This window comes from Candidatus Nanosynbacter sp. TM7-075 (genome assembly GCF_022828255.1).
Lineage (GTDB): Bacteria > Patescibacteriota > Saccharimonadia > Saccharimonadales > Saccharimonadaceae > Nanosynbacter.
Genome location: NZ_JAJQJW010000001.1, coordinates 126,667 through 153,243 on the forward strand (window position 1 = coordinate 126,667; position 26,577 = coordinate 153,243).

At 44.0% G+C, this 26,577-nt stretch carries 29 protein-coding genes and 6 tRNA genes; 22 read left to right on the forward strand and 13 right to left on the reverse strand.

Annotation, left to right across the window (positions count from 1 at the left end; all coding sequences use genetic code 11):
- The first annotated feature begins 16 nt into the window (after positions 1-16).
- From tyrS to LRM42_RS00670, 6 genes are all read left to right on the forward strand, one after another.
- Positions 17-1,240 (forward strand): tyrosine--tRNA ligase, encoded by a 1,224-nt coding sequence (gene tyrS / locus LRM42_RS00645; protein WP_243816374.1) that lies wholly within the window; start codon positions 17-19, stop codon positions 1,238-1,240.
- Complete coding sequence (locus LRM42_RS00650; protein WP_178142960.1) at positions 1,240-1,995, forward strand: HAD-IIB family hydrolase; 756 nt, start codon at positions 1,240-1,242, stop codon at positions 1,993-1,995. Before tyrS ends, LRM42_RS00650 begins: the two co-directional genes overlap by 1 nt.
- The gene (gene recG, locus LRM42_RS00655) at positions 1,996-4,038 is read left to right on the forward strand and encodes an ATP-dependent DNA helicase RecG (RefSeq protein ID WP_243816375.1); all 2,043 of its coding nucleotides are present in this window, start codon (positions 1,996-1,998) and stop codon (positions 4,036-4,038) included.
- 1 nt (position 4,039) lies between these two features.
- On the forward strand, positions 4,040-4,864 hold the full coding sequence (locus tag LRM42_RS00660; RefSeq protein ID WP_243816376.1) for a phospholipase C/P1 nuclease family protein: 825 nt from the start codon (positions 4,040-4,042) through the stop codon (positions 4,862-4,864).
- Complete coding sequence (rsmD, locus tag LRM42_RS00665) at positions 4,854-5,402, forward strand: 16S rRNA (guanine(966)-N(2))-methyltransferase RsmD (RefSeq protein ID WP_243816377.1); 549 nt, start codon at positions 4,854-4,856, stop codon at positions 5,400-5,402. The genes LRM42_RS00660 and rsmD overlap by 11 nt, the downstream gene beginning before the upstream one ends.
- 488 nt (positions 5,403-5,890) lie before the next feature.
- Positions 5,891-6,190 (forward strand): hypothetical protein, encoded by a 300-nt coding sequence (locus LRM42_RS00670; RefSeq protein WP_129744853.1) that lies wholly within the window; start codon positions 5,891-5,893, stop codon positions 6,188-6,190.
- Between the two features lie 13 nt (positions 6,191-6,203).
- Here the strand turns inward: LRM42_RS00670 and LRM42_RS00675 are convergent, their stop codons facing one another.
- From LRM42_RS00675 to LRM42_RS00695, 5 genes are all read right to left on the reverse strand, one after another.
- Positions 6,204-7,790 carry an alpha-amylase family glycosyl hydrolase gene (locus LRM42_RS00675; RefSeq protein WP_243816378.1) on the reverse strand — a complete coding sequence of 529 codons (1,587 nt, stop codon included), beginning with the start codon at positions 7,788-7,790 and terminating at the stop codon, positions 6,204-6,206.
- Positions 7,791-7,835: 45 nt separating this feature from the next.
- On the reverse strand, positions 7,836-8,312 hold the full coding sequence (locus tag LRM42_RS00680; protein WP_243816379.1) for a DUF4396 domain-containing protein: 477 nt from the start codon (positions 8,310-8,312) through the stop codon (positions 7,836-7,838).
- On the reverse strand, positions 8,312-8,599 hold the full coding sequence (locus LRM42_RS00685; RefSeq protein WP_243816380.1) for a metal-sensitive transcriptional regulator: 288 nt from the start codon (positions 8,597-8,599) through the stop codon (positions 8,312-8,314). Before LRM42_RS00685 ends, LRM42_RS00680 begins: the two co-directional genes overlap by 1 nt.
- A 102-nt stretch (positions 8,600-8,701) precedes the next feature.
- Positions 8,702-8,777 (reverse strand) — tRNA-Gly (locus LRM42_RS00690).
- A gap of 49 nt (positions 8,778-8,826) precedes the next feature.
- Positions 8,827-8,902, reverse strand: a tRNA-Phe gene (locus tag LRM42_RS00695).
- A 72-nt stretch (positions 8,903-8,974) separates the two neighbouring features.
- Here LRM42_RS00695 and LRM42_RS00700 point away from each other — a divergent pair.
- The 4 genes from LRM42_RS00700 to LRM42_RS00715 all read left to right on the forward strand — a co-directional run bounded on the left by LRM42_RS00700 (position 8,975) and on the right by LRM42_RS00715 (position 11,474).
- Positions 8,975-9,049: transfer RNA gene (locus LRM42_RS00700), tRNA-Gly, on the forward strand.
- A gap of 344 nt (positions 9,050-9,393) precedes the next feature.
- Positions 9,394-9,882 carry a hypothetical protein gene (locus LRM42_RS00705; protein ID WP_243816381.1) on the forward strand — a complete coding sequence of 163 codons (489 nt, stop codon included), beginning with the start codon at positions 9,394-9,396 and terminating at the stop codon, positions 9,880-9,882.
- Positions 9,883-10,797: a hypothetical protein gene (locus LRM42_RS00710; RefSeq protein ID WP_243816382.1), complete on the forward strand. Its 915-nt coding sequence runs from the start codon at positions 9,883-9,885 to the stop codon at positions 10,795-10,797.
- Positions 10,797-11,474, forward strand: coding sequence for a J domain-containing protein (locus LRM42_RS00715; RefSeq protein WP_243816383.1), 678 nt, complete (start codon positions 10,797-10,799; stop codon positions 11,472-11,474). The genes LRM42_RS00710 and LRM42_RS00715 overlap by 1 nt, the downstream gene beginning before the upstream one ends.
- 141 nt (positions 11,475-11,615) lie before the next feature.
- On the opposite strand, the gene LRM42_RS00720 is transcribed toward LRM42_RS00715, so the two are convergent.
- Positions 11,616-12,362 carry a slipin family protein gene (locus LRM42_RS00720; RefSeq protein WP_129743970.1) on the reverse strand — a complete coding sequence of 249 codons (747 nt, stop codon included), beginning with the start codon at positions 12,360-12,362 and terminating at the stop codon, positions 11,616-11,618.
- A 102-nt stretch (positions 12,363-12,464) separates the two neighbouring features.
- Between LRM42_RS00720 and LRM42_RS00725 the strand changes: the two genes are divergently transcribed.
- Together LRM42_RS00725 and LRM42_RS00730 are read left to right on the forward strand one after the other, a co-directional pair.
- Positions 12,465-13,637 (forward strand): replication-associated recombination protein A, encoded by a 1,173-nt coding sequence (locus tag LRM42_RS00725; protein WP_243816384.1) that lies wholly within the window; start codon positions 12,465-12,467, stop codon positions 13,635-13,637.
- Between the two features lie 36 nt (positions 13,638-13,673).
- Entirely contained in the window at positions 13,674-14,243 is a 570-nt protein-coding gene (locus tag LRM42_RS00730) for a hypothetical protein (RefSeq protein WP_146423587.1), read from the forward strand.
- A 62-nt stretch (positions 14,244-14,305) separates the two neighbouring features.
- On the opposite strand, the gene typA is transcribed toward LRM42_RS00730, so the two are convergent.
- The 3 genes from typA to LRM42_RS00745 all read right to left on the reverse strand — a co-directional run bounded on the left by typA (position 14,306) and on the right by LRM42_RS00745 (position 16,844).
- Positions 14,306-16,129, reverse strand: a complete 1,824-nt coding sequence (gene typA / locus LRM42_RS00735) for a translational GTPase TypA (RefSeq protein ID WP_129744899.1) — start codon at positions 16,127-16,129, stop codon at positions 14,306-14,308.
- A 97-nt stretch (positions 16,130-16,226) separates the two neighbouring features.
- Positions 16,227-16,748: a hypothetical protein gene (locus tag LRM42_RS00740; protein WP_243816385.1), complete on the reverse strand. Its 522-nt coding sequence runs from the start codon at positions 16,746-16,748 to the stop codon at positions 16,227-16,229.
- A 19-nt stretch (positions 16,749-16,767) separates the two neighbouring features.
- Positions 16,768-16,844: transfer RNA gene (locus LRM42_RS00745), tRNA-Val, on the reverse strand.
- Between the two features lie 165 nt (positions 16,845-17,009).
- On the opposite strand from LRM42_RS00745, the gene LRM42_RS03975 reads away from it, so the two are divergent.
- From LRM42_RS03975 to LRM42_RS00760, 4 genes are all read left to right on the forward strand, one after another.
- Positions 17,010-17,321: a 7-cyano-7-deazaguanine synthase gene (locus LRM42_RS03975; RefSeq protein WP_445083037.1), complete on the forward strand. Its 312-nt coding sequence runs from the start codon at positions 17,010-17,012 to the stop codon at positions 17,319-17,321.
- 12 nt (positions 17,322-17,333) lie between these two features.
- A complete protein-coding gene (locus LRM42_RS00750; RefSeq protein WP_243809243.1) occupies positions 17,334-17,882 on the forward strand; it encodes a non-canonical purine NTP pyrophosphatase in 549 nt (182 codons plus the stop codon).
- A complete protein-coding gene (locus LRM42_RS00755) occupies positions 17,864-18,004 on the forward strand; it encodes a hypothetical protein (protein ID WP_243809246.1) in 141 nt (46 codons plus the stop codon). Before LRM42_RS00750 ends, LRM42_RS00755 begins: the two co-directional genes overlap by 19 nt.
- A 267-nt stretch (positions 18,005-18,271) precedes the next feature.
- On the forward strand, positions 18,272-18,685 hold the full coding sequence (locus LRM42_RS00760) for a hypothetical protein (RefSeq protein ID WP_243816386.1): 414 nt from the start codon (positions 18,272-18,274) through the stop codon (positions 18,683-18,685).
- A gap of 128 nt (positions 18,686-18,813) precedes the next feature.
- Here LRM42_RS00760 and LRM42_RS00765 read toward each other — a convergent pair.
- A tRNA-Leu gene (locus LRM42_RS00765) sits at positions 18,814-18,898 on the reverse strand.
- 84 nt (positions 18,899-18,982) lie between these two features.
- Here LRM42_RS00765 and LRM42_RS00770 point away from each other — a divergent pair.
- Positions 18,983-20,593 carry an FAD-binding oxidoreductase gene (locus LRM42_RS00770; protein ID WP_243816387.1) on the forward strand — a complete coding sequence of 537 codons (1,611 nt, stop codon included), beginning with the start codon at positions 18,983-18,985 and terminating at the stop codon, positions 20,591-20,593.
- 40 nt (positions 20,594-20,633) lie between these two features.
- Positions 20,634-20,720: transfer RNA gene (locus tag LRM42_RS00775), tRNA-Leu, on the forward strand.
- A gap of 126 nt (positions 20,721-20,846) precedes the next feature.
- Here LRM42_RS00775 and LRM42_RS00780 read toward each other — a convergent pair.
- Positions 20,847-21,305: a hypothetical protein gene (locus tag LRM42_RS00780; RefSeq protein WP_243813012.1), complete on the reverse strand. Its 459-nt coding sequence runs from the start codon at positions 21,303-21,305 to the stop codon at positions 20,847-20,849.
- 305 nt (positions 21,306-21,610) lie between these two features.
- The gene (locus LRM42_RS00785; protein WP_243813011.1) at positions 21,611-21,841 is read right to left on the reverse strand and encodes a hypothetical protein; all 231 of its coding nucleotides are present in this window, start codon (positions 21,839-21,841) and stop codon (positions 21,611-21,613) included.
- 268 nt (positions 21,842-22,109) lie between these two features.
- Between LRM42_RS00785 and LRM42_RS00790 the strand changes: the two genes are divergently transcribed.
- Entirely contained in the window at positions 22,110-22,646 is a 537-nt protein-coding gene (locus tag LRM42_RS00790; protein WP_243816388.1) for a TrmH family RNA methyltransferase, read from the forward strand.
- Here LRM42_RS00790 and LRM42_RS00795 read toward each other — a convergent pair.
- A complete protein-coding gene (locus LRM42_RS00795; RefSeq protein WP_243816389.1) occupies positions 22,643-23,074 on the reverse strand; it encodes a hypothetical protein in 432 nt (143 codons plus the stop codon). The genes LRM42_RS00790 and LRM42_RS00795 overlap by 4 nt on opposite strands.
- Positions 23,075-23,291: 217 nt before the next feature.
- Between LRM42_RS00795 and hisS the strand changes: the two genes are divergently transcribed.
- Genes hisS through LRM42_RS00810 form a run of 3 tightly spaced genes read left to right on the forward strand, consistent with a single transcriptional unit; the run spans position 23,292 to position 26,543 of the window.
- Positions 23,292-24,626, forward strand: a complete 1,335-nt coding sequence (gene hisS, locus LRM42_RS00800; protein ID WP_129743768.1) for a histidine--tRNA ligase — start codon at positions 23,292-23,294, stop codon at positions 24,624-24,626.
- A gap of 26 nt (positions 24,627-24,652) precedes the next feature.
- Positions 24,653-25,942, forward strand: coding sequence for a trigger factor (gene tig / locus LRM42_RS00805; protein WP_243816390.1), 1,290 nt, complete (start codon positions 24,653-24,655; stop codon positions 25,940-25,942).
- A 7-nt stretch (positions 25,943-25,949) separates the two neighbouring features.
- A complete protein-coding gene (locus LRM42_RS00810; RefSeq protein ID WP_243816391.1) occupies positions 25,950-26,543 on the forward strand; it encodes an ATP-dependent Clp protease proteolytic subunit in 594 nt (197 codons plus the stop codon).
- Positions 26,544-26,577: the final 34 nt, after the last annotated feature.

The following is a 26,577-nucleotide window of genomic DNA, read 5'->3' on the forward strand; positions in this document are numbered from 1 at the left end:
ATAGAAAAGGAGTGATATGAAATTATCAGAAGAATTACAATGGCGTGGGTTTGTCAATCAAATGACATTCGACGATATTAGCAAGGTTGATACGCCGCGCAAGTTCTATTTTGGCGTTGACCCAAGCGCTGATAGTATGCAGATTGGTAATTTGGCAGCAGCGATGATGGTACGGCTATTTATGGAGTATGGACACGAAGCATATTTGCTGGTGGGTGGGGCTACTGGTATGATTGGCGATCCGGATGGTAAGAAGGACGAGCGCGAAGTTCGCGATGCTAATGTAGTTGCACACAACGTGGAGTGTATTTCGGCTCAGTACAGGCGCGTTTTTGAGGGGCGTGATTTTCATCTGGTTAATAATGCTGATTGGTTTCGTAATATAAACTACATTGATTTCTTATATAAAGTTGGTAAATATATGTCAATGACACAGCTGCTTGATCGCGAGTTTGTCCAATCGCGCATCGGCGAGGGCGGCAGTGGTATTAGCTATGCTGAATTTAGCTACTCATTAATGCAGGGCTATGACTTCTTGCACTTATTCCGAGAGCACGGTGTTACGCTACAGGTGTGCGGCGCTGATCAGTGGGGAAACTCGACGACTGGCGTTAGCCTTATCCGCAAGCTAGAGGGCAGCGAAGCGCACGTTTACTCAGTGCCGTTGGTCATCAATAAAGCAACTGGCCGTAAGTTTGGCAAGTCTGAGGGCGGTGCAATTTGGCTTGATGAAAATAAAACCAGCGTTTACAAATTCTATCAATTCTGGCTGAACGTCGATGACGATGGTGTGATTGACTATATGAAGATGTACACTACGCTAGACCGCGATACAATTGAAGCTATTGCTGAAAATCACGCTGTTAATCCAGGTGCGCGTTCGGCACAGAAGGTTTTGGCTCGTGAAGTTACTGACATTGTCCACGGTAGCGCGCGTCGTGAATCTGTTGAGCGTGTGAACGAAGTGTTGTTTGGTGGCGGCGATTTTAAGAAATTGTCGGACGATGATTTAGGTGCTTTGGCTGAAGAAATTCCTTGCGTTGATGCTGGAATTGATGTGATTGGAGCGTTGGTAGAATCCGGTGCAGTTGGCTCTAACGGCGAAGCAAAGCGATTGTTAAAATCTGGCGCCATTAGCCTAAACGGCGAAAAGCTTGCCGAAAATAAAGTCGTCAATGACACGTCGCTACTGAAGAAGGGTAAAAACACATTTGTATTAATTATGGAAGGGGATGAATAATGAAAAAAATTATCGGTTTTGATTTGGACGATACGCTAGCAATTACAAAGTCGCCAATTAGCGACCGTATGGCTGGAATTCTTAGTCGATTACTTGAGAATTATGACGTTTGTGTGATTACTGGCGGCACGTTTCAACAGATAAAGAAGCAGGTGATTGATAGGCTGAACGTTACTCCAGAGTTGCTTCAGAAGTTTCACGCGATGCCGACTTGCGGTACTCGATATTATCGATTTGATGCCGCCGATGATGAATGGAAAATTCAGTATGCGAACGATTTGTCTGACGAACAAAAAACTCAGATAACTGCAGCGCTGGAAGAAGTCGCGAAGGAAATGGGTATTTGGTGCGAAAATCCTGCGGGTGAAATAATTGAAGATCGACATAGCCAGATTACTATGTCGGCTTTGGGGCAGCAAGCTACACCTGAAGATAAATATGCGTGGGCTGAAAAATATAAGGATGTCCGTCCGATATATCGCGACAAGGTGGCGGAGAAGCTGCCTGGGCTTGAGGTGCGAATTGGCGGTACGACCAGCACTGACATTACACTTCCGGGAATTGATAAGGCTTATGGGATTGGCAGGCTGCTTGAATTGAACGGCTGGTCGAAAGAAGAAACGCTGTTCTTTGGTGACAAAATTGAAGAAGGTGGCAATGATTTTCCAGTGAAGCAAATGGGTGTAGATTCAATCGGCGTGAGAGGCTGGGAGGATACGGCTTACGCTCTGGAAGGCATTAACGCCGTTTCGTAGATGAAATTAACAACTCCTCTTGAGCAAATTAAAGGCGTCGGGCCGAAAACTGCTCAGGCTCTAGCGGCGGCTGGTCTTAAAACGATTTCCGACGCTTTGGATTTTTTACCACGAGCGTATGACGATTATTCAACCGCGGTTAATATCGCAGATCTTCAGCCGGGAAAAGTTACGGTTAAGGCGCGCTGCGAGTCGGTTTCGACGCGTATTGTTCGGCGTGGACTTAGGATCACGACCGCGGTTTTGGCGGATAAATCGGGCAAAGTTAAGGCGGTTTGGTTCAATCAACCGTACCGCGAAACGCAATTAAAATCTGATGCAGAATTTATTTTTTCTGGTCAATTTGGTATGCAATATAATCGCTATCAAATCAATAATCCGTCCGTCGAGCTGGCAAAAGAAATTGCCAAAACTGCTGCGGAAAATAATTCTGGAATTCAGCCAGTTTATAAATCGATCAAAAATATCCGCCCAAAAACTGTGCAAGATTTGATGAAAAATATTCGTCCGATTATGGATTTTTTGCCCGAGACTTTGCCGGAAAACATTATTCGGCGCCAAAAATTGGTTAGTCGATCTGAGGCGGTTAAATTTCTTCACGCGCCAAAAACTCACGAGGAAATTTCTCGAGGTCGTGAGCGCCTGGCGTTTGAGGAGTTGTTCGAGATGATATTGGCGGCACAATTTAACAAGCAAGAACAAACCAGATTAACAGGCTGGAAAATTCCGTTTAATAAGTCGGTCGTGAAGAGTTTCGTCGATCAATTGCCGTTTCCTTTGACGAACGCTCAGCGCCGAGCTGCGTGGCAAATTCTGCAAGATTTGGAGTCTGATCATCCGATGAATCGATTGTTGCAAGGGGATGTTGGCTCGGGAAAAACCGTCGTTGCGGGATTGGTGGCAGCAGAAGTGGCGAAGGCTGGTTTTCAAACGGCAATTATGGCGCCGACGGAGATTTTGGCGCAGCAACACGCGAAAACGCTGGACGAGTTATTGTCGCCATTTGGCGTGTCGGTTGCGCTTCTGACGGGTCACGTGAAAGGTGCGGCGCGCAGTCGATTATTGGACAATTTAGCTAGCGGCGACATTGATGTTGTGGTTGGCACGCACGCGCTAATTCAGGAAAAAGTTGCGTATCATAAATTAGGTTTCGCGGTGATTGACGAACAGCACCGATTTGGCGTAAAGCAACGACAAGCTTTATTGGAAAAGTCTGATTTTATGCCGCATCTTTTAAGTATGACAGCCACGCCGATTCCGCGCAGCTTGGCGCTGACATTGTACGGAGAATTGGATATTTCTATTCTGGACGAGTTGCCCTCTGGTCGCCAGCCAATTCAGACTAAGATTTGGTCGCCAGCATCAGCTCCGAAGCTTTACGAATCGATTGAAAATGAGTTAGCCAAAGGTCGCCAAGCTTACGTTATTTGTCCGTTGATTGATGATAATCCAGACAATGATAAAAAATCGGTGGAAGCGGAATATAATAAATTGTCCAAGACTGTTTTTAGTCATCGTCGAGTTGAGCTGTTGCACGGAAAGCTTCCTGCTGAAGAAAAAGCTGAAGTGATGCAGAAATTTGCGGACGGCGAGCTGGATATGTTGGTGAGTACGACTGTGGTTGAGGTTGGTGTGAATGTGCCGAATGCGACAGTGATGCTGATTGAAAATGCGGACAATTTCGGACTGAGTCAGTTGCATCAATTGCGCGGACGAGTTGGGCGCGGGAAGCATCAGAGTTTTTGTCATTTGATGATGAGCGGCCATGATAAGCCGAGTCAACGACTTCGAGAGATTGAGAAGTCGCAAGATGGGTTTTATTTGGCGGAGGTTGATTTGAAATTGCGTGGACCTGGCGAGATTTACGGAAAAATGCAACACGGGGATTTGAACTTGAAAATTGCCTCGCTGGCGGATACGGCGCTAATTGCTCGCGCTCAAGCCGAAGCCGAACGTTTTGTCAAAGAGGGGCAAGATTTGCTACAATATAATCATCTGGCGCATGCCGTCAGTCGCTATCAGCGATTAACTGTTTTAAATTAATATGTATGCAGGAACAACAATTAGGGATGGCTCTGGTCGATTTATTGGCGTCCACCAAAAAATAGATCGAGTCGCAAGGAGAAATATAAAACCAATTCTTCCTGATTGGTGTGATTTTCCTGACATTAAAAACATTCTTCATTTTGAGGGCAAGAATGGTCCTGACGGCGTCAAGCGAAAGAGTCCGGCCGTGGACGAGCCGTGGCATTTTATAAATCCGGACAATCCGAATGACACTGCACTTTTGGAGATGATTGACGGACATATTGGCAATTTAGTCGAGGCTCTACGAACAAACAATTCCGAGCGAGCAGCGTTTGAGGCGGCGTGGATGGCGCACGCGATTACCGACGGTTTGACTCCGGCTCATCATTTTCCTCTGGAACAAGCTATGGCGGAACTTCGCGGCGGTGAAGGATTGGAGACGCGAACCTCAATTTTGAAGAAAAATCTCATGAAGGGCGACAATGGAATTGAGTTGATTAAGAACAACTGGAAATTCTGGGGCGCCAAAGGTATGATGACAACGCACGTGGCGTTTGAGGCTGGCGTGGCTAGCGTGGTATCGTATCCGCGTTTTAAGGACGCAATTCCGAGTAGTGGTGAGATATTGCAAGTGAAAAATCACGGCTATCGTGAGTACTATTTGAACCAAGTTCACGCCGTGGCATCGATGAAAATGTATGACAATTTTAGCAAGAGTGGTTGGACGACGGACCTTGCTTGGCAGACAAATCACGAGCTAATGCCGATTATTATAAAGTCGGTGATGTTGGGTTGGTTGGCGTCTATCTGGAAACTTGAGGCAGAAAAAAGTGAGAGTTAGGATTATCTCTGGCGAATTTGGCGGACGATTCATAAAAACTCCGCCTGGCTCAACGACGCATCCTATGGGTGAGCGAGTGCGCTCAGCTATGTTCAATTCTTTGGGTGAATCAATACGCGGCGCGCAGGTTTTGGATGCTTTTGCGGGGTCTGGTGCTGTTGGACTAGAGGCATTAAGTCGCGGCGCAGAGTCGGTGGTTTTCGTGGAGCGAGATCGAGTCGCTCAGCGAGTAATTGCTGAAAACATAAGCATTTTGGGCGTCGAAGAAAAATCTATTGTAATAAAAACAACGATAGTAAATTGGCTAGAAAGTGCGAGTTCAACAGGGGAGTTTGATATTATTTTTGCCGATCCGCCGTACCATAATCCACAGTTTTCCACAGTTTCTAAGCTAATGAGACTACTCAAACCGGGTGGAACTATGATATTATCACATCCAGGAATAGGTGAGGTGCCGGTTCAAGACAAAACTGTTGTGGTGGACAGTCGTAGTTATGGGGAGGCGCACCTCACCAAGTTCCTACGATTGGAAAATTAAATTCTTATAAGTCGTTCTGGTGTTTGTCAGGACGATTTTTGTTGTATAGCAAAACCCGCTGGAAGTAGAGAGCCAGCGGGTTTTTCTGTTTGAAGAGGTTGGCAATCTGAAATTGATGACCTCTTGTAGACAGAACAACTACACTGACCGCATTGAAAGATATAGCTCAATCCGACTCAATAGCGAGAATTATAGGAGTGACGGAGATTAGCTAGAACAATCAAAGCAAATATGTCAGAAAGTGATCTTTAACAATTAGGGCATCAATAAACTATTAGCGGCTGTGTCGGTGGGTGAGTCTCGTGAGTATCTATAAATTTAAGAAAAGCCGCCACCCACTAACTCAGTCGCTAAGCGAACAATAGTTTAATTGAGCGGAGCGAAGGGTTCTGTTGTTTGATAGTGTTGTGAAGTTAACTCTACCACTATATCTGGTGGTGTCGTATAATGGTTTATAGGTAAAGTAAAAAGAGGAGGAATATAGAGAAATGCCGTGTATTGATTATTTACCAAGTGGAACAAACACGAACGCGCAACAGGTAATATTGAACGATAATCTGAGTAACTTCGGCTCTTATAGAGAAGCTAATAAGGTTAGTGACGAGGAGTTAGAAAACGATACAGCAGAATCTAGCCAAAACAGTGATGATTGCTATCTAGACTTAGAAGCTCTCACCGAGGCTGCTAATGACAAGGAAATTAAAGAGAATATGGCTAGGTTGGCGACTGAATGCGCGGGTCTCTATCCCATAGAGGAGTGCGATACTGAAGATGGAACCTTATTCTAGTTGAGTGTTTTTATTACTGGACAATAAGTAAAACTCCGCAATATCCTGGAATTATCATTTGGAGATTTTCTGCGGTAATTAAATCGACAGAGTGAGTTGAGGCAATGATCTTGGCGTTTTCTGGAGTGGAAAAGCTTTGTTTCTCGTCTGCGAAATTGATGAAAATATAAGCACGTTGACCGGATAGCTCTCTTTTTAATCCAAGAATAAATCCGTTGCCGGTGTTTTCTACAATACTCAAGCTGCCATTCTTAAGAATCGGGAGAGCTTGGCGCAATTTTAGCAGTCCTCGGTGCATATTAAGCAGAGAATCGTTTGCGATTTTTTCGCTATCAACGTTAATCTTCGTGTGATTATCATTAATAGGAAGCCAAGGTTTTACACTTGAAAAGCCCGCAAATTGCGAATCATTCCATTGCATTGGCGTGCGTTCCAAATCTCGGCTATCAACAACAGAATTGGCGGGGCTAAAATTATCTTGAATGTCATCAGCGGTCAATTCTCCATTTATCATGCCAATTTCGTCGCCGTAATAAACTACGCTAATTCCTGGAGTGAGGAGATTTAAGAAGCTGAGGGCGCGGGCGCGTTCTTCGCCCAATCTGGAGGCGACTCGCGGCTGATCGTGATTTCCGATGCAGAAAAATGGCGTGGTTGAGCTTGCTGATTGTAGATAATTCTCAATTTTTTTCTCAATATTTTTAGCGTGCCATTCGTTGTCGCGATATTCCATAAAAAACGCCGAGGCTTTCGGGTGGACTGTCAGGATTTGGCTGTATTGATGATAAATATCATCCAGCTTATCGTCGGGATAAAATTCAAACACCATTTGCTTGTCGTCATATTCATCGCAAACTGACGCCAATTCTCGCAAATATTCCTGAAAATGCGGTCCCATTTTACAGTGGTCGTGAATAAATGCTCCGTAATCGTTTGGATTGCCATAAAAGTCAGGATTTGGAGAATCGTCTTTAAAGTCGGGATCTTTGGAAATTCCCCAAATTGCATCGACGCGCATTCCATCGACGCCCACATTAAACCAAAATCGCACTATACTTTTTATTTCAGCACGCACTGCAGGATTGTCCCAATTCAGATCTGGCTGCGTTTTCAGGAACGAATGCAGGTAAAATTGCCCAGTGTGCTCGTCAAATTCCCACGAACTGCCGCCAGACAAACTTCGCCAATTGTTAGGCTCGCTATCATCTTTTCCGTCGCGCCAAATATAGTAATCTCGCTTGGGGTTGTCGCGTGAAGATCTGGATTCTTGAAACCACGGATGTTGGTCTGAAGTGTGGCAGGGAACGAGGTCGATCATAACTTTAATGTCGAGATCATGGGCTTTTTTAAGGAGTGTCTGGAAATCGTGCATTTTTCCGAAAGTCGGATCAATAGCTCGATAATTTGCGATATCATAACCAAAGTCGGTCAGCGGTGATACGAAGAATGGGGAAATCCAAATCGAATCGATGCCCAGCCATGATAAATAATTCAGCTTCTCGGTAATGCCGTTCAAATCGCCAATTCCATCGCCATTCGTATCCAGAAAACTGCGCGGATAAATTTGATAAAGAGAGGCGACATCTTGCCAAGTTTTCATGATTTAAGTATAAGCGAGATGATAGGGAAAATCAAAACAAATAAATTACATGTGATGATAATGATGAGTCAATGCGTGACCTTTGCCTCGACGTAACAAATATAGATTGACGGGATATGATACGGCAAACGCGGCGAACATACAAATTAGCCGGCTAACCCAATAAATCGGATGAGCTAAGTTCTTATCCATAGCGCCCGGAATGATTAACATGATTATATTGTCTACGACAGTCATTGACAGTATGGATAATGTGTCGGCGGCGAAAACTAACTTTAAGGATTTTATGAGCGATAATTTGGCGCGTACTAATGGTATGATTGATGCGGTGTAGCCGGAGATGAAAGCTAAGACTGACGCTAAAATGACCGTAGCGTGTGGTGCAAATCCAGCGTGTGTGCCGATGGTAACGCCAATCATCTCGCCAATCATACATCCCGCCAGGCAGTGCAAACTTGCCGCTAGCGCCATACGTTTGGTTGAATTTTTTGTATTGCAATGGTTGTGAGATTCGTGATTCATTATTTTGTCCTTATATTATTTAATTCATATAGATTGAGCAATTCTTCTATCGCTTTACTTTGTTGAGCTTCGGCGCCGGACGCCATTTTATCGGCAATGTGTGTGCGGAGATGTCGCTCCAGAATAAGTTTATTAAGCGACGCTAATGACTTTTGTATTGCTAGGTTTTGGGTTAAAACATCCATGCAATACGCGTCGTCGGTAATTTGTTTCTCGAGTCCGCGCATTTGTCCTAATATGATCTTTGTGCGATGCAGGGCTCGTCGTTTGATGTCTGCTGTATCCATAAAATAATCATATACCCCATGGGGGTATTATGTCAAATGTAATTAGCTATCTAAGGATTAACATACGAAAAAACCACCCGTTCGGATGGCTAAATATCAAATTGGTGCGGGTAAGGAGACTCTAACTCCTGGCCTCTTCCATGGCAAGGAAGCGCTCTAACAACTGAGCTATACCCGCATGCGGTTCACGATTTATTGTAACAAAACCGAGAATGAAATGCAATACTTGGTGGCTCCTCCCAGACTTGAACTGGGGACACAAGGCTCTTCAGGCCTCTGCTCTACCAACTGAGCTAAAGAGCCACACGGGTGATTGCTACTGTCAATTATACTACAGATTGCCCGCATTGTGCAAGCGTGATAAAATGAGAGCACGCGGGTGTCGTATAGCGGCTATTATGTGACCTTCCCAAGGTTGAGATGGGAGTTCGACTCTCCCCATCCGCACCAAGAAAGTATTTTAGTACAAAATGTTAAAAACTGTGAGCCGCGCCGCCTAGCACGACAAGCCGTGCTGCGTTTCACTCCAGAAAAACCTTTTTAGACCCCCGCCGATTCCTTATTTTTTAAATGAAAAGGTCGGATTTTTCTGGTCGGATGTGCTTTTTGCTAGATATGGCAAAAATGCGGTGTAAATAGTATAATTATCACATAAACCATGAAGAAATAAAAACTCGTCATGAGTCGCTATTTCTCTATGGTCGGTACTGGAAACGGTATCGGGTAGTTTCGGCTATCGCTCGTGGCGGGCTTTTTTGTATTTCGCCACGATGTAATATAAAAGAGGAGATTACATGGAAACACTAAAATCCATCGGTGGCGTATTGTTAGGCATAGCGTTTTTTGTGGGTAGTATCATCGCCCTAATATTGTTCTTTACAGTAGGCGCAACGGTAGGTGCGACTATATTACCGTTTGTCAGCTGGCTAACAGGTATATTGTTTGCAATCAATGTCATTGCTTTACTGATGGCTATATCGCGTAAAACTCGTGGTGTTGCTCGTGGTGTTGTAGGTATCATCATTTTCCTATCATCGTATGTTTATGGTTTGCAGACTTGGATTATTGGCTTGCTGGTTACGTTGACACTTTGGGGCTGGATAGCTGTGATTATTGGTCTATTCATAGGCGGTATTGGTGTAGTGCCTATCGGAATGGCGGCAGCGATATTTAACGGTCGTTGGAGCATATTCTTCGTACTACTAATTAACGTTATATTGACGTATGGCACGCGTATCATTGGTGGGACTTTAGCTGAGAGTGCAGGAAGAGCTAATGAATAAATGGCAAGAGATACTTTCAATAGAAGCCTAGACTTTAACGCTAAGCTCAAGTATTTTATTGCGTGCTATCTGCTTGTCTGGCTTGTTTTACAAGACGCTATAGGAAAGTTTATTACTATTCTTAATAACAGGGGTGTTGTTAATCTCGGTAAGAATTTTAATCCTAGCAATTTATTTTGGACTGATGAGCCGCTATGGAGCATTGTCAAATTCGCCATTATCTGTGGGCTTGCTTTTATATTCGGTGTCGCATATTCACACATGGCGCGTAAAATCAGGGCAAGCGATAAAGTCACGATAAGCATGGTTAATGCCATTGTTGGTATTTTTGGGTATGTTATCATTTTATTCCTGATTATTGCAATATTTAGGAATGACGCACTACACGAAAGCTTTGTGCGCATGAGAGATGTTATCAGACAAGATAATTTATACATGGCTTTTATTGTTTTCCAGTTTATTGGTGCTGGCGTCCTAACGTTTGTTGGTATTAACACAGGACAAAAATTAGTAGGTAAATTTGAGGAGGACGATAAGGGCAAGTTATTAGGAATAAAATGGTATCACTATATATGGCTGTCGCCAGCCATAAGCATATATGTTCAATCTTTCTTATTCCTCATTTATTTGACTATACCCGCAATAGGAGCATTTTTTGCTAATTTCAACTGGGGCGACCTTTTAGGCGGCAATACAGACAGTACGCATAATAACAGTGTTAGTTCTCTCATTTGGAGCTTTGCCTTTTTGTATTTAATTGCGGTTGTAATTTTCTACTTAATAAAGCTACAGAGAGACGTTCTTGCTGGCAAGACAAAAATGCACACAGTATTTAAGGTGCTAATCAGTATAGCCGTATCGTTAATTATTCCGATTTTACTGATAACGTTTACCGCTATTGGAGATAATAATTAGTGGCTAATTCAGATAATTATTATGAGTTCTTGGGCGTTGAGCCTACTGCTTCGCAAGATGAAATAAAAAAAGCTTACAGAAAGCTTGCTTTCAAGTATCATCCTGATACAGGTTCAGAAAAAGATGATGAACTTTTCAAAAGACTTCAGTTTATCTACTCAATTTTGAACGACCCTATAGAACGGAAATCGTATGACGAGAGCATAGCTTATAGGTCATATAAAAAGCATGAGCGAAGCCATGCGGAGTATGGCAAGCAGAAAGAATATAAAAAAGAGGAGTCACCAGCACCAGAAAATTATGATGTTGCCACTTTTGTTAATGGATTGGAAGTTGTTGATTCGGCTGGCGCGCGCCAGTATATACAACTAGGCGATTATTTGTACTACAAAGTTGTTGTTAATAAAAAAGCATTGTTCTACGAATACAAAGGCTCTGATTATTACCGTACTAAGGTATTGAAGATTTATAGCAAGAAAAGGAACAATTTTAGAAAAGTACCACTCTTTGTGGTTAATTATCAGGGAGTTTGCCATGTACTTTTTGAAGCAGACTTTCAAAAGCATTGGCTTACAGAGGACGGGTTTAGGGCCGTTGAAAACAAGAATATAAGAAATACACTGATTGCTGGATTTACTGTTATAACAATCATTCTTTACTGGTTATTTAATATATAGGGCGTGTCACTTGCAACATGTGGCGGCTCACAGTTTTTAACATTTTGTACTAAAATAGGTTCTAGCGGAGTTGTAAAATTCCACCAGGAATTATAAAGCACTCCGTAAAATTACAGAGTGCTTATTTTATTGATAAATGTTCTATTTCTTACCGCCACGAATTGCGTCGATGAGTTCGATAGGGAACAGCATCATCGTCTTTTGACTTGGCTCTGTAGAGATTCGCTCTAAGGTGTTCAACGTTCGCAGATTGATAGCGCCTTGGGTTTTTGCTAGGATTTCTGCGGCCTGAGCTAATGTTTCGGCTGCGGCTTTTTCGCCGTCAGCGTTGATGATGTTGGCGCGGCGCTCACGTTCTGCCTCGGCTTGTTTGGCCATAGCGCGTTTCATGTCACCAGGAAGTTCGATATTCTGAATCTTAACGTTCTCGACATCGATGCCCCATTTGTCAGTTTCGGCATCAACAATTTCCTTGATTTGCTGGGAAATTTCTTCGCGCTTGGCAAGCAAATCGTCCATATCAACGTTACCGGTGACGTCGCGTAATGCCGCTTGGGCAAATTGGCTAGTCGCGTAAATATAGTTCGTGGTTTCCAGCACGGCTTTTGGCGCGTTGATGACTCGGAAATAAACCACCGCATCAACGCCGACCGTGACGTTGTCTTTGGTGATGACTTCTTGTTTTGGAACGTCAATTGGAGTTGAACGAATATCGACCAACATCATTGTCTGCAATCCTGGAATGACGACTCTTAATCCTGGTTCGCGAACACCAGTAAATCGACCAAGTGTTAAAACCACGCCGCGCTGATATTGATTGACAATTTTAATGCCACCAAGCACATAAAGCCCGATAGATACTAAGATTATTACTACAAATGCTCCCATTTTTCCTCCTATTTATATAGATCTATTGTAGCATTTTGTGTGAGGAAAGTGTAAACGGCGGACGACTTTTTGGCTTTATGGATTTCGCGATATAATGGAAGTATGAGTGATAGTAGGCAGCCACTGGCTGAACAGATGAGACCGCAGACGCTGGACGAGGTGATAGGGCAGAGTCATTTGCTTGGCGAGGGCGAGTTATTGAGGAGGATTGTTAAGAATGGCGAGCCGGTTAGTTTGATATTGTGGGGTCCGCCGGGAACTGGAAAAACGACGTTGGCGCGGATTATTGCACGTGAGGTGAAGGCGGAGTTTATTGAGTTGTCAGCAGTTACAAGCGGAAAAAAAGACGTTGAACAAGTGATTGAACATGCTCGTCAAAATTGGAATTTAGGACTCAGGACAATTCTATTCGTTGACGAAATTCATCGCTTTAATAAGGCGCAGCAAGACGCGTTTTTGCCGCACGTTGAGAGTGGACTAATTACGTTAATCGGTGCGACGACCGAGAATCCGAGCTTTGAAGTCATCACGCCGCTGCTGTCGCGTTCACGGGTTTTGGTTCTCCAGCGATTGACAAAAGACGAAATTATATCGGTATTAAAAAGAGCGCTGAAAGTCTTGAAAAAGTCTAAGCAAGTTTCGCCCAAAGCTCTGGACTATTTGGCGGAATTATCGGACGGCGATGCAAGGGTGGCGTTGGGCAATTTGGAATTGGCGCTGAGTTTTAATGAAAAAGTAACGCCGGAAGTGGTTAAGGCGGCGGCTCAGAAGCGGCTTCCGGGCTATGATAAAAAAGGCGATTCGCATTACGATGTGATTTCCGCTTTTATCAAGTCATTGCGGGGCAGTGACGCGACGGCTGCGACGTATTATTTGGCGCGAATGATTGACGCGGGCGAAGATCCGAAGTTTATTGCTCGGCGAATGGTGATTTTTGCGTCGGAAGATATCGGGCTGGCGGGTAATGGTGCGCTGAGTTTGGCAATTGCAACGTTTGAGGCTGTTGAGCGCGTCGGTCTTCCGGAGGCGAAGTACAATTTATTCCATTGCGCTATTGCGTTGGCTCGTAGTCAGAAATCGCGTGAAATTACCGATTTAATGCACGGCGCTTTTGAACTGGCACGTAAATATCCGAATTCTCCCGTGCCGTTACATCTCAGGAATGCTCCGACCAAATTGATGAAAGATTTGGGCTATAACAAGGGCTACAAATGGCAAGCTGGCTTTAAGCACGACAAAGGATTTTTACCAGAGGAAATTAAGGATGTGGTATAATTGACATTACCAATATTCTTAAAAGGAGAAATTAATATGCCAAAACAAGAACCTCAGCAGCCGCAATATGCGCCACAGCCTGATCCAAACGCACAATACGGTCCCGCACCACAACCGCAGAACACACCGTATGAGCAGCAACCAGTCAGCCAGCAATATTTTGCACAACCTCAAGCAGCGCCAGTGCAATATGTCGTGATGGCAGAATCTCTGAAGGGCGTTAAGGGTTGGTTAATGTTCTTTGTTGTTTGTTTTGTTATCGGTAGCCTTGTCAATACAGCAGTGTTTTTCCAGGCGATAATGAATCTTAGTCAGCCTGAAAACGTCATTTCTTTGATATTTTCACCTATATTAGTAGTCTTAGCTATTTGTGCAGTTGTGTTCATAACGATGCAGAAGCGTCTTGGCAAGTGGCTAGCTGTTGCTACGATCGCCACGGCTGGATTGGGCAACGTTGCGAATGCGGTAGTTATATATGCATCTGGAAGATCGGGAGTAGAGGTTTCGGCATTTATCACCGGAATCGTTACAATGCTAATAGTAGAAGGATTGGTAATCTTGTACTTCTTTGCTTCTCGTCGAGTCAAAGAAACTCTTGTCAATTAGTTGATGCTCACATTAAAAATAGCCGCCTCATTACGGGGCGGTTATTTTTATGGTTTACACGACTATTGTTTCGCGGCGCGCTTTCGCTCGTTTGCGTCCAGATATCGCTTGCGAAGTCGTAATGATTTTGGCGTAACTTCCAAAAGTTCATCATCTTCGATAAAGTCGATACATTGCTCCAAGCTAAACTGCGTAAATGGCGTCAATTGTACAGTTCCATCTGATGATTTGGAGCGCATGTTAGTCAAATGCTTAGCCTTACAAACGTTGATTTCGATATCTTCTTGGCGATTATAGATTCCGACAATCATTCCGGCGTAAACTTCTGTTCCTGGTCCGACCAATAATTCGCCACGGGCTTCGGCTGCTTGCAGGGCGTAAGGTGTTGTTGTGCCAGCCTCAAACGCGATCAAAACTCCATTGCGGGTTTTTGGTAGTTTACCGCCAAGCGGTTGATATCCGTGAGGCAGGGAATTCATAATCACCGTACCTCTGGTGGCGGTCAATAAAATGTTGCGCAGACCAATCAGCGCTCTCGTCGGCAAAATGTAAGTCAGGCGAGCAGCACCAGCGGTGGTCGTTTCCTGGGATTTCATTTCAGCATGTCGCGCGCCAAGCTCTTGGCTAATCGCACCGATAAATTCGCTTCCGACTTCAATTTGCAATTCTTCAATCGGTTCTTTTTCGACGCCGTCCTCGGTAATTGTAACAACTTGCGGTCGTCCAACTTCAAACTCAAAGCCTTCGCGTCGCATGGTTTCAATCAAAACACTCAAGTGCAATTCGCCACGCCCAGAAATAGTAAAGCCAATTCCGTTTTCCTCAACGCGTAGCGCCACGTTGGTTTCAAGCTCTCGCTTCAATCGGTCGCCAATTTGCCTGGATGTCGTGAACTCGCCCTCGCGACCTTTCATTGGGCTGGTGTTTGGTCCGAGGTACATGCTCAAAGTCGGAGCTTCAATGTCAATTGTTGGTAGCGCTTCAGGCTGTTCTTTGTCGGCAATCGTATCACCAATATGCGCGTCAGCCACGCCAACCAGCGCCACAATGTCGCCAGCAAAAGCTTCGTCAAGTTCTTCGCGATTCAAGCCGCGATAGCCAAAAACTTTCTCAATTCGTGCAGAGCCCGCGACTTCGCCATTTTTCATCAAACTGACTTGCAAGCCACGCTTAACAGATCCGCGAGCAATTCGCCCAATCGCGTATTTTCCTTGAAATGTGTCATATTGCAAGCTGGTAACAAGCAATTGAAATGCGCCATCTTCCGTCACATCTGGCGCTGGAATGTCGTTAATAATCGCGTCAAAAATTGGCGTCAAATCTGCGTCTTCGTCGGTGTTTGCAGGAATTTCTTTCCATGATTTTCCGTCACGTCCGATTGCGTAATAAATTGGATATTGCAATTGAGAATCGTCGGTCGCTAGCTCCAAAAACAGATCGCTCAACTCATCTTCAACTTCGGCAATTCGCCTGGCTGGCTTGTCAATCTTATTGATAATCACGACAGGCTTCAGCCCCAGCTCAAGCGCCTTCGCTAATACGAATTTGGTCTGAGGCATCGGACCTTCCTGCGCATCCACGATTAGCAGAACGCCGTCAGCCATATTCAAGGTTCGCTCAACTTCGCCAGAGAAATCGGCGTGTCCTGGCGTGTCAATGATGTTTATTTTGTAGTCGCCGTAAAAAATTGACGTTTGTTTGGCGGTGATGGTGATGCCGCGCTCGTGCTCTTGATCGCCGGAATCCATAATCAATTCCTGGCTCATCTCGGCTTGGTTGTCGCGGAATGTTCGCGACTGCTTTAATAGTCCGTCAACCATGGTCGTTTTGCCGTGGTCGACGTGGGCAATAATGGCAATGTTTCGAATCTTGCTAGCGTCCTTCATAAAAATATGGTCTGATATTAGCACAGACCTTCCTCTTAATATAAAATTTTACCACGATAAGGGGAAAATAAAAAGAGTGAAAGTTGTGTTTAATACTTTAATATACTGTAATTTGCTGTTCGTCAAGTTGGTCTTTTGGAAAATTTATCAGCCGAGTTTTGCCGTCAGTACTATGTAAAATATCTAGATCAGCCATTACTATACCGAGAGCTTGCGTCGCCAATTTAACTTGCGCCGAGTCTACTTTTAATTCTTGGTGGGCTAATCTCTTCGCTTTTTTATTCTTCGTACAGGCTATTAGTAGTTCGGGGTAGTCCGGCATGTCGTCTAACTGGGGTATATACATTCCATAAGCAGGTTCTGTTCGGGTGAAATAATTTACAATCTTGCCTTGTCGATTTTTTACTCCCCAACGTTCACGTTCTGCTACTAAAGCTTCATTCCTTTTAAGATAATCGTAATATATATCTGTATGATGGTTCTCGGGAGATACTATTATGTGCCCAGTCGGCTTCCCGTTTGTAGATAATTCTCGCGAGAATATAACCAATCCAGAAGGATGAGGTTCAGTCGCCATATCTATGTCAAGATGGGTTGACGTAACGTAAAAAGATTCCATATTTATACCTAACGTGAAATGGTGGGAAATACAGGGCTCGAACCTGTGACCTCACGAATGTGAATCGTGCGCTCTAGCCAACTGAGCTAATTTCCCGCAATTACATCTGTCGTTTTATTTAACGAACTCGTGATGTGAGCTAATTATAGTTCAGGTTTCAAGTCCTGACAAGTTACGTCGAGTATATCCTATTTACTTTTTATACAAGTGTGATATAAACAAAAGTAGCTTTTGTTGACAAGTTGAGTAAACAAGGAGACTATACGAACGGTGATAATAGGCGCAGAAAAGGTGCTTCCTGAGGGGTCGGAATATCCAGATATGAGTCTATTGTCCCTCGTTGCTGATACGATCATGGTCTGTTCCAATACTAATGATTGGGATTGGCAGGTAATGTCACCATTGATGATACCTGGGCTATTTCCATACAAAGACTACGTGACAAAAAACGATTTAGTATTATGGGCTCAGTCCAATAATTTTCCCCTAGACGATACTTACTCCTGTACTAGTGGTAATGAAGAATGTTTTTTATGCAAGAGCTGTATGGCAAAGAAAAGAATAATTCAATAAAGGAGGGGCTTTATGAATATAACCTACGCCACAACCAACAAATATAAATTAGCTGGAGCAAACCAGGCATTATTGGGGGCGGGTCTAACACTCACAGCTCCCGACAGGGAGCTACCTGATGTACCGGAAATTCAATCAGATAGCCAAGAAGAAGTATCCATTGATAAAGCTCAAAAATACTACGAACTACTAAAGAGCCCACTGGTTGTTATGGATTCTGGACTGTTCATCAAAAGCCTCAAAGGTTTTCCAGGGGTTTATACGAAGTACGCACTTGATACTATCGGCATAGAAAACATAATAAAATTGCTTAAAGATGACAGAGGGGCATACACTCAGCGTACGGTTACGTATCTAGATGGACTAGAAATCAAGACGTTTGCGTACAAAGTGTATGGCGAATTACTCAGCGAACCACGCGGCGAGAATGGTCGTGACTACGATAAATATTTCAAAGTTGATGGCGCAAACAAGACGATAGCTGAGATGAGTGACGATGAAAAGACCGACATGATAGCTGTAGTATGGAAGGAGTTAGCGCAGTGGTTGCAGCAAAAATAAGTTCAGCGGAGGCGAAACTGATCGACGCCATAAAAGATTATTTATCAGAGAAGGGTGAAGACATTAACAGAGATGGCTTAATTGATACGCCAGAGAGGTTTGTTAAACAATCTAGACCCTAATAATATTGACTTTTTTACACAAGTGTGGTATAAATGAAAGTAGCTTTCGTTGATAAGTTGAGTAAATCCTTGTCCGAAAGTGAACTTTGACAGGCAATCGAACACAAGATGAGTTTTTATTTCTTTTCTGAATGCCAAGAGAACTAAGATCTCATCTTGTGTTGTTAAGAGAACAACACTTCGCTGCACACCCGCAGAGATGAGAACACCAGAAGAAAGGTGAAAACCATGTCCACGCGATTCGAGACCTACGTATTCCACCTTAATATGTCAACCAAATTGCTCAGGCTATTTTGGAAGGACATTCGTCGCACTGTCCTCGATGATATCCTCAATGATTTCCGTTTTGAAGATCCCGTCAAGGAGCGCTGCTTCAGAAGTTCTATTGAATCAGTACAGGATCATACGGAGAGTCTAGGAAATCTCGTATACTACTACTTCCTTGGGGAGTGTGACAAAGAAGGGGTTGATTCCGATGGGCTTGACGCAAAAGACACCGTAGAAGGTGTCTTCGACGAGGCTCTATCAGCCAGACTATCATTCGCAATCATTAAGGAGGTATTGGGGAGCATCCCCATGGAAAACGAAGAAGAGGCAAATTCAGTGGCTGATCTTCAGGTCACAATCTATGACACCCTTCTCCATATCATGAAGATTTCCAGTGATTACCTGCAATCCTAGCGATTCTCTACTCTGCATGGCAGGTGATTGTTCTTTTACGATTGCCTGTCATGTAGACTCTGAACTTATGACATTAAAAATCACCCTGATCATGGGTGATTTTCTTTATGGTGAAAAAATTCAGTTCTTGGTGCGGATGAAAGGACTTGAACCTTCACGCCGTGAGGCACATGCTCCTAAGGCATGCGTGTCTACCAATTCCACCACATCCGCATAACCCGATTATATCAAAACAAATTCTACTTATCAACTGTCCGCGCTTATGTTAAAATTGAAGTAGCATACTAAGGAGGATTGATGAATAAAGTTGCGAAATATTTGAATGAACATCTTAGTGGCGAAGTCGCGTCGCAGGATTTTGCATTGAGTCAAGTTGAAGCTGACAATGGACTTTTGGTGCGCCGACCAGAAATGATTGTTCGTGCGGCTAATATGAACGACATCAGGAAAGTGATGCGATTTTGTTCTCAATTAGCAGAGAAAGGTCATGTTTTACCTGTATTTGTTCGTGGTTGTGGCAATGATGAAACTGGCGCAGCGACGAATAAAGGTATTGCAATTGACGAAAAAACGTATATGAATCGTGTGGTTGGTATTGATCCTCGCCAGCAACTGATTCATGCTCAAGCGGGAATTTCTCTTTCGGCGATCAACGCAACTTTGTCTACACATAAAGGCTTGGGCTTGCCGCGAACCTCGTATGTGGCGGAAGAAGGCACGGTTGGTGGCGCAATTAACACAGCTCCGTCTGGAATATTATCTGGCGCGCATGGTCGTTTTGCTGATGCCGTTCAGCAACTTGAAATTGTCCTAAGTAATGGCGACGTGATCCAGACTGGTCGCATATCTCGACGCGAATTGAGCAAGAAAAAAGGATTATCGACGTTTGAGGGCGAGATTTATCGAGAGATTGATAATTTAATCTCAGATAACGCCGAGCTGATTTCGCAAATGGACCCAGCTTTGCCGGATACAGTTGGCTATAGCGGGATTTCTCAGGTGAAGCAAAAAGACGGGTCGTTTGACTTGACGCCGCTGTTTATTGGTAGTCAGGGAAGTCTGGGTGTGATTTGCGAAGTTATTATGAAGGCGCAATTTATTCGTCCGGAATATTCAGTTGTTGCCGCATCATATAAAAAGTTGTCAGACGCGCAATCAGCCGTGGAATTAGCGATGAAAAATAAGGCTTCGGCAGTGGAAATAATCGACGGGCGATTCTTTCGTCAGGCTGCGGTCGTCGGTAAAGTGGTTGAGTGGGCGCCGAAAGAATGCTTTAAGGGTGCGGTAGTCTTGGCTATCTTTGATGACTTCTCTGACAGAGCACGTAATAAAGCCGCGAAGAAATTGACTAGAAAATTGGAATCATCAGAAGCGATTGACATAAAAACTCTACATTTAGAAGAGCAGGATTTGTTCAGTTTGCATTCTGTTTTGGCTTTGGCGGAAACTCCAAGCGAGCCGCATATGATTACGCCGCGCGTATTTTCTGGGATTTTAATGGCGCCAGAAAAGATTGACAGTTTCCTTAGCGAGTTGAAGTCGCTGGAACCTAAGTACGGCGTGGATTTGCCAGTTTTTGTTGACTTTTCAAGCGATTATATTTCTTTGCATCCGACGTTTGACAGTAAAAAGGTAAGTGAGCGCCAGAAGATTCTTCAGTTGTTAGCGGAAATTTCTCAGATTGTTAATAAGTATGAAGGTTCTTTTGCGGGCTTTGGTGGTGACGGAAGATTGAAGGCTAACTTTATCTATAAAAATCTGCCAGATGATGAAAAACAATTATACGCAAAGGTGAAAAAAATCTTTGATCCAGCTGGAATTTTTAACCCAGGAATTAAAGCGGAGGCCCAGCCGAAGGAGTTGGCGGCGGAATTAAACGCGTGGTGTAAGCTTCGCAATCAAGCTTGATACTGGGTGAAAATTGGGCTATAATTGACGCGTAGCCCATGCGGATGTGGCGGAATTGGTAGACGCGCTAGCTTCAGGTGCTAGTGTACGCAAGTACGTGAAGGTTCAAGTCCTTTCATCCGCACCAAGAATTGAAATTTTTCACCATAAGAAAATCACCCGTAGTTAGGGTGATTTTTAATGTCGTAAATTCAGAGTCTACATGACAGGCAATCGTAAAAGAACAATCACCCGTCATGTAGACTATATAACGTCAGTCAATCCAGGGATTGCTGAGTACGGCCTCGTCGCGGCTGTATTCTCGTTGCATGGATTCTCCTGCGTACATCAAGCACAGAAGAGTATCATCAATCTCGCTCAAGATACTCTTGAACTGGTCTTCGTCCGTCATGGTGGCGACGTGCTTGTCAACGAAGATTTTCAGCTCCTCTAGGGCTGAAGAGACGCGTACAGCATCGTTGTAGATGTTGACGCCTACAACGATGGCTGGGGCTTGCGCGAGACACATGTTCGCATAGACCTGGAGGTCTTGCACTCGTTGACACGTGTCGCGAATCATTTGGACGAATCGCCTTACTTGAAGGACGGGGATATACTCGTCCTTGCAGATAATCTCCATGGCGGTGTGCCATTTCGAACTCAGGTCTTTCGTCGTAGCGGAAAGATCGTCAGAGACATCGATAAACATTGTGCTATCTTTCTGTTCTCTCATCTGCGTGGGTGCAACGTATTGTGTTCTTTACAATACAAGATGAGATCTTATCTCTCTTATGGTGGTTTTAAAAAAGAAATAAAAACTCATCTTGTGTTCGATTGCCTGTCAAAGTTCACTTTCGGACAAGGATTTACTCAACTTATCAACGAAAGCTACTTTCATTTATACCACACTTGTGTAAAAAAGTCAATAGAATATATAAAAACAGCCTCAAATGAGACTATTTCAAAATGATTTCAGGGGATATATGACAAGCAGCCATAAAAAAGAATGTGGATCAACTCATCATATATCCCGCGTTGTCAGTCTTCTGTCCCCGTGTGGTCCAGAAGGCTTTGCGCTACTTGCGCCAGCACGATAGCTTCTCTCCTCAGTTGGTCAAGAAGTTTCCTGACCTCTACATCAGTGGCAATCGCGTGTGATATCATACCTTCTTTCGGGATATAGTCGAGGGTTAATTTCTTCCCCTCGACAGACGCGGTTGCTCGACGAAGAAAATTCTCCAGTGCCGTCGTATTGGTCTTTTTATTCACGGTCTTTGCTCTTCCTGCGTTTTCTCGCCCTCACTGTGATATATGCGCATTCTTTATGCACAAGACGAGATTTTATCTCTTTAAAGCTCTTAGAAGAAATAAAAACTCGCCTTGTGTTTCGGCTACTTGTCAATGAACGTTTTCGGACAAGGATTTGCTCAACTCGTCAACGAAAACTAATATTACCTATACCATTCTATGGTAATTAAGTCAATAGAAGACTCTCAACTTTTGTTATTTGCTCAGGAACTTTGATAAAATAACAGAGATGGAAGATAAAAGAAATGTCATTGATAAGTTTAAGGGTCGGAGCGAATCGGAGATTGTAAATGAGTTGGATTCTGAAGATCACGGTTTGGTGATTGCGCTGGAAAATACCGAGCGAGATTTTAATATGGGGACAATTGTCAGGAGCGCTAATGCGTTTGGCGTGCGGCAGATTTATGTGATTGGGCGCAGGCAATGGAATAAGCGCGGTGCCATGATGACAGATAAATATCTTCACATTACGTATCTGGCGACGACGGAAGAGTTTGTTGAGAAAATGCGGACTGAAGGCAGGGAAATTATTGCGATTGATAATATCCCAGGAAGTGTTAATATGTCGCAAACGTCGCTACCAAAGCACGCGGTTTTGGTGTTTGGGCAAGAAGGGCCGGGGATTTCTGCGGAGCTGGCTGGCGCTGCGGATAAGATTGTGGCGATTGAGCAGTTTGGTTCGACTCGCTCCATAAACGTCGGTGCGGCGGCTACCGTGGCGATGTATTGTTGGCTGCAGCAAAATGTGCTGGCGGAAAACAATTAGTTGATTTCTACGCCTTGTTGGCTCAAAAAATCACGAGTTTCATCATCTAATTTACAATTTATGAAACGCGATCGTGCTGCCAATTTCCCGCTACCATAGATAAATTGCGTTTCCTCGTCATATTTCATACCACGGAAGTCGCAGTCTTTTGCTTCAATAATAGCTTTTACGCCGCGAAAATCCACATTCCGAACCGACGAATCGGTAAAATAAATTGGTTGCCCGTAGATGTGCTTTGCGTTGTCCAGATTACAATTCTGAAACACGAAAAAGCCCATGACAAACTGGTCGAAATCAATGCCACGAAAATCCTCATCCGTAAAGCGAACAAACTCGCCTTCTTGAATGGCAGGATAGCGCTCGCGCTGGTAGGTGGAAAAATCGTTAGCGCGAATGGATTCGGCGATGCGATGTGTGATGTTGTCCATAAATTAATGATACACCATTATTTCTCGCAATAACTCCGTCAGTTCCTACTTTACAAAAAGCATGAAATTTATTACAATAAGCGTATGATTTTACCTAAATTCCATCATTCACACGTGTTGCCGAGGTAGGACTCTGATTTTTTGATTGTACGCGCCGAGTTCTGCCTCGGCGTTTTTGATTGCTATAAATAAGAAATAATGACATAATGGAGCTAACATGAGCAGTTTATCTACACAAAGTTACAAAGGTTCGCGAGACTATTTTCCAGAGGAAAAGCGTCTGCAGAATTATATTTTTAATGTTTGGCACAAGACGGTTGAGAGTTTTGGCTATGAAGAATATGGCGCGCCGCTGCTGGAGCCGCTAGATATTTATCTGGCGAAGTCGGGTCAAGAATTGGCGGGTGAGCAAACATACGCTTTTGAAGATCGTGGCGGTCGAATGGTGGCAATTCGCCCTGAGATGACGCCGTCGATTTCTCGAATGGTGGCGGCTAAGCGCCAGGAATTGGCGATGCCTGCGCGGCTGTATTCAATTGCTAATTTTATGCGCTATGAACGACCGCAACGTGGGCGTGAGCGTGAGTTTTGGCAATTAAACGCGGATTTGTTTGGCGTGGACGGCGCGGCGGCGGACGCGGAGATTATTGAGCTGAGCCACGCTAGCGTGATGAATTTTGGTGCCAAGCAAGAAATGTTTACGGTCAGGGTTAATAATCGCCAATTGATCAATCGTTTGATGAGCCAATTTTTGAAGCTTGATATTGTTGGTTCGACGATGATGATGAAGTTGCTTGATAGGAAAAATAAGATTCCTGCCGAAGAATTTAAGCGTCAGGCGATTGAGATTTTTGGCAATCAAGCGTCAGAAGGTCTGCCGAAGTTAGCAAAAATGATCAGCATGAAGTCTGTTGATGATTTGCCGAGCGAATTGATGGAAGATGAAAGCGTCAAGCAGCTTCGCGAAGTGATGAAATTGCTTAGCCAAAAAGGCATTACGAATGCAGTGTTTGATGTTACTTTGATGCGCGGACTGGACTATTACACGGGCATGGTTTTTGAGCTGTTTGACAATTCGCCAGAGAATAACCGAGCGTTGTTTGGCGGAGGACGATATGACGGATTGGTCGGGCTATTTGGCGTTGAACCGATTGCTACGGTCGGCGTCGGCATGGGTGCGACAACGATGGAGCAATTTTTGGAAGTACACGGCTTGTTGCCTAAATTGGCGTCTAAAACAGATGTGTATATAATTCCGGTGTCAAAAGAATCTATGGCTGGCGCGGACGATTTGGCGCGAAAATTGCGCAGTGAAGGCGTGCGAGCAGAGCTGGATATAACTGGTAGAAAGATTGACAAGCAGATAAAAGCGGCGTTGAAAAAGCAAATTCCGTTTGCGGTGTTCGTGGGTGAGGATGAAATTGCTAGCGGTGCATACACGGTTCGAAACTTGGTGGAATCTGATGAGCAGAAAGTTGGCGCTGAACGAATTGTGACAATTGTCAAAGATCGTCGATATGATGGCGATGAAGACGCTCTGTTTGAGGTATAGTCTGATATCTGTTATAATTAGTCTTTATGAAGACTACTGTAAAAAAACTATCAGATACTAAAGTTCAATTGACGATTTCTTTGGGCGCTAGCGAATTGGCTGACGCAGAGCAGGTTTCCTTGACAAAGTTGGCGCGCGATATCAAAGTTCCAGGTTTCCGCAAAGGAAAAGTTCCCGCAAGCATAGCCGCTAAGCACATTGATCCGAATGCGCTTCAAGAGCAGATTCTGGAGAATGCTTTGTCAAAGGCAGTAGCTGAGGCGTTTTTACAGGAGAAATTGCAAGCCCTAGACCGACCTAGCGTTGAAGTTAAGAAGTTTGTTCCTGGTTCTGAGTTGGAATTTACGGCTGAAGTTGAAGTTATTCCGCCAGTAAAATTGGGCGATTATAAAAAATTGACAGCGAAAAAAGAAGCAGCTAAGGTCGAGGATAAAGATGTCAATGAGGTTATTGAGCGAATCCGTAAAAACTATTCTGAAAAATCAGAGGTCAAGCGTGCCGCTAAGCTCGGCGACGAGGCTGTGATTGACTTTACGGGAAAGAAAGACGGCGTGGCGTTTGACGGCGGTTCGGCTAAGGAATATGGTTTGAAACTTGGTGAAGGTCAATTCATTCCTGGATTTGAAGAAGGCGTGATTGGTCATAAGGCTGGTGAAGAGTTCGATTTGAAACTGAAATTCCCAGAGGATTATCACGCTGAGAATTTGGCAGGTCAAGACGTTGTGTTTACCGTGAAACTTCACAAGGTTAATGAATTGAAATTGCCAGAACTAAACGATGAATTTGCTGCAAAATGTGGTCCATTTACAGAGATGAAAGAAGTAAAAGCGGACATCAAGCGTGAACTTACCGCGCAAAAAGAGCGTGAAGCTGATGAGAAATTTAAGGACGCGCTGGTTGGTGAGTTGACGGAAAAAAGTAAAGCCGCGCTGCCAGAACTTTTGGTTGAGGATCAATTGCGATCAATCGAGCGTGACTTGACTCAGAATTTGATGTATAGCGGACTGAGTTTGGACAGCTATTTGAAGACTCAGGGCTTCAAGGATAAAGAAGAGTGGATAAAGAAAGAGGCTCGTCCAGCGGCTGAAAAGCGCGTTAAGGCTGGCTTGGTATTGGCGGAATTGTCGAAGGAATTGAAGATTGACGCTTCTCGTGACGAGATCCAAGAACAAATTAATTTCTTTAAGCAGCAATACGGCAAAGATAAGAAAATATTAGAGCAATTTGACAATCCAAACGTTCACCGCGATATTGCCAACCGAATGATTACAGATAAGACCGTTGCTAAATTGGTTGAACTAAACACGAAGAAATAGGGTAAATATGCCAAAATCATATCTCATTCCAACTGTCGTTGAAAAGTCGGCTGACGGCGAGCGTGCTTTTGATATCTATTCAAGATTGTTGAATGAGAGAATTATTTTCCTTGGCGAAGACGTTAACGAACATACCGCTAACAGTGTAGTGGCGCAATTACTGCATTTGGCATATGTTGACCCGCAAGCGGACATCTCGCTATATATCAATAGTCCAGGCGGCAGCGTTTATGATGGAATGGCAATTTATGATACGATGAATTTTATTAAGCCCGATGTGGCGACGTATGGAATTGGTTTGCAGGCAAGCATGGGCGCGTTTTTGCTCAGCTCTGGCGCTAAGGGTAAGAGGTTTTGCTTGCCGCATGCCAAGGTTATGATTCATCAGCCGTCTTCTGGAACGCACGGAAAAGTGACCGACATGGAAATTGACATGAAGGAAACTTTGGAAGTTAAGGAAATGCTAGCGAAGATTATGGCGAAAAACACCGGTCAGAAGTTGGCTAAGGTTAAATTCGATATGGAGCGTGACTATTGGATGACGCCAGATGAAGCTGTAAAGTACGGTCTAATCGACAAAGTTTTGACTAAATTGTCGTAAAAAATTGCGTGTTTGTTGTTAAAACTACTAGTGA

Excerpts from the sequence above, each read along its gene's own strand:
- tyrS (WP_243816374.1), top strand. The coding sequence starts at position 17 with ATGAAATTATCAGAAGAATTACAATGGCGTGGGTTTGTCAATCAAATG.
- LRM42_RS00650 (WP_178142960.1), top strand. The coding sequence starts at position 1,240 with ATGAAAAAAATTATCGGTTTTGATTTGGACGATACGCTAGCAATTACA.
- recG (WP_243816375.1), top strand. The coding sequence starts at position 1,996 with ATGAAATTAACAACTCCTCTTGAGCAAATTAAAGGCGTCGGGCCGAAA.
- LRM42_RS00660 (WP_243816376.1), top strand. The coding sequence starts at position 4,040 with ATGTATGCAGGAACAACAATTAGGGATGGCTCTGGTCGATTTATTGGC.
- LRM42_RS00670 (WP_129744853.1), top strand. The coding sequence starts at position 5,891 with ATGCCGTGTATTGATTATTTACCAAGTGGAACAAACACGAACGCGCAA.
- LRM42_RS00675 (WP_243816378.1), bottom strand. The coding sequence starts at position 7,790 with ATGAAAACTTGGCAAGATGTCGCCTCTCTTTATCAAATTTATCCGCGC.
- LRM42_RS00680 (WP_243816379.1), bottom strand. The coding sequence starts at position 8,312 with ATGAATCACGAATCTCACAACCATTGCAATACAAAAAATTCAACCAAA.
- LRM42_RS00685 (WP_243816380.1), bottom strand. The coding sequence starts at position 8,599 with ATGGATACAGCAGACATCAAACGACGAGCCCTGCATCGCACAAAGATC.
- LRM42_RS00705 (WP_243816381.1), top strand. The coding sequence starts at position 9,394 with ATGGAAACACTAAAATCCATCGGTGGCGTATTGTTAGGCATAGCGTTT.
- LRM42_RS00710 (WP_243816382.1), top strand. The coding sequence starts at position 9,883 with ATGGCAAGAGATACTTTCAATAGAAGCCTAGACTTTAACGCTAAGCTC.
- LRM42_RS00720 (WP_129743970.1), bottom strand. The coding sequence starts at position 12,362 with ATGGGAGCATTTGTAGTAATAATCTTAGTATCTATCGGGCTTTATGTG.
- LRM42_RS00725 (WP_243816384.1), top strand. The coding sequence starts at position 12,465 with ATGAGTGATAGTAGGCAGCCACTGGCTGAACAGATGAGACCGCAGACG.
- LRM42_RS00730 (WP_146423587.1), top strand. The coding sequence starts at position 13,674 with ATGCCAAAACAAGAACCTCAGCAGCCGCAATATGCGCCACAGCCTGAT.
- typA (WP_129744899.1), bottom strand. The coding sequence starts at position 16,129 with ATGAAGGACGCTAGCAAGATTCGAAACATTGCCATTATTGCCCACGTC.
- LRM42_RS00740 (WP_243816385.1), bottom strand. The coding sequence starts at position 16,748 with ATGGAATCTTTTTACGTTACGTCAACCCATCTTGACATAGATATGGCG.
- LRM42_RS00750 (WP_243809243.1), top strand. The coding sequence starts at position 17,334 with ATGAATATAACCTACGCCACAACCAACAAATATAAATTAGCTGGAGCA.
- LRM42_RS00760 (WP_243816386.1), top strand. The coding sequence starts at position 18,272 with ATGTCAACCAAATTGCTCAGGCTATTTTGGAAGGACATTCGTCGCACT.
- LRM42_RS00770 (WP_243816387.1), top strand. The coding sequence starts at position 18,983 with ATGAATAAAGTTGCGAAATATTTGAATGAACATCTTAGTGGCGAAGTC.
- LRM42_RS00780 (WP_243813012.1), bottom strand. The coding sequence starts at position 21,305 with ATGAGAGAACAGAAAGATAGCACAATGTTTATCGATGTCTCTGACGAT.
- LRM42_RS00790 (WP_243816388.1), top strand. The coding sequence starts at position 22,110 with ATGGAAGATAAAAGAAATGTCATTGATAAGTTTAAGGGTCGGAGCGAA.
- LRM42_RS00795 (WP_243816389.1), bottom strand. The coding sequence starts at position 23,074 with ATGGACAACATCACACATCGCATCGCCGAATCCATTCGCGCTAACGAT.
- hisS (WP_129743768.1), top strand. The coding sequence starts at position 23,292 with ATGAGCAGTTTATCTACACAAAGTTACAAAGGTTCGCGAGACTATTTT.
- tig (WP_243816390.1), top strand. The coding sequence starts at position 24,653 with ATGAAGACTACTGTAAAAAAACTATCAGATACTAAAGTTCAATTGACG.
- LRM42_RS00810 (WP_243816391.1), top strand. The coding sequence starts at position 25,950 with ATGCCAAAATCATATCTCATTCCAACTGTCGTTGAAAAGTCGGCTGAC.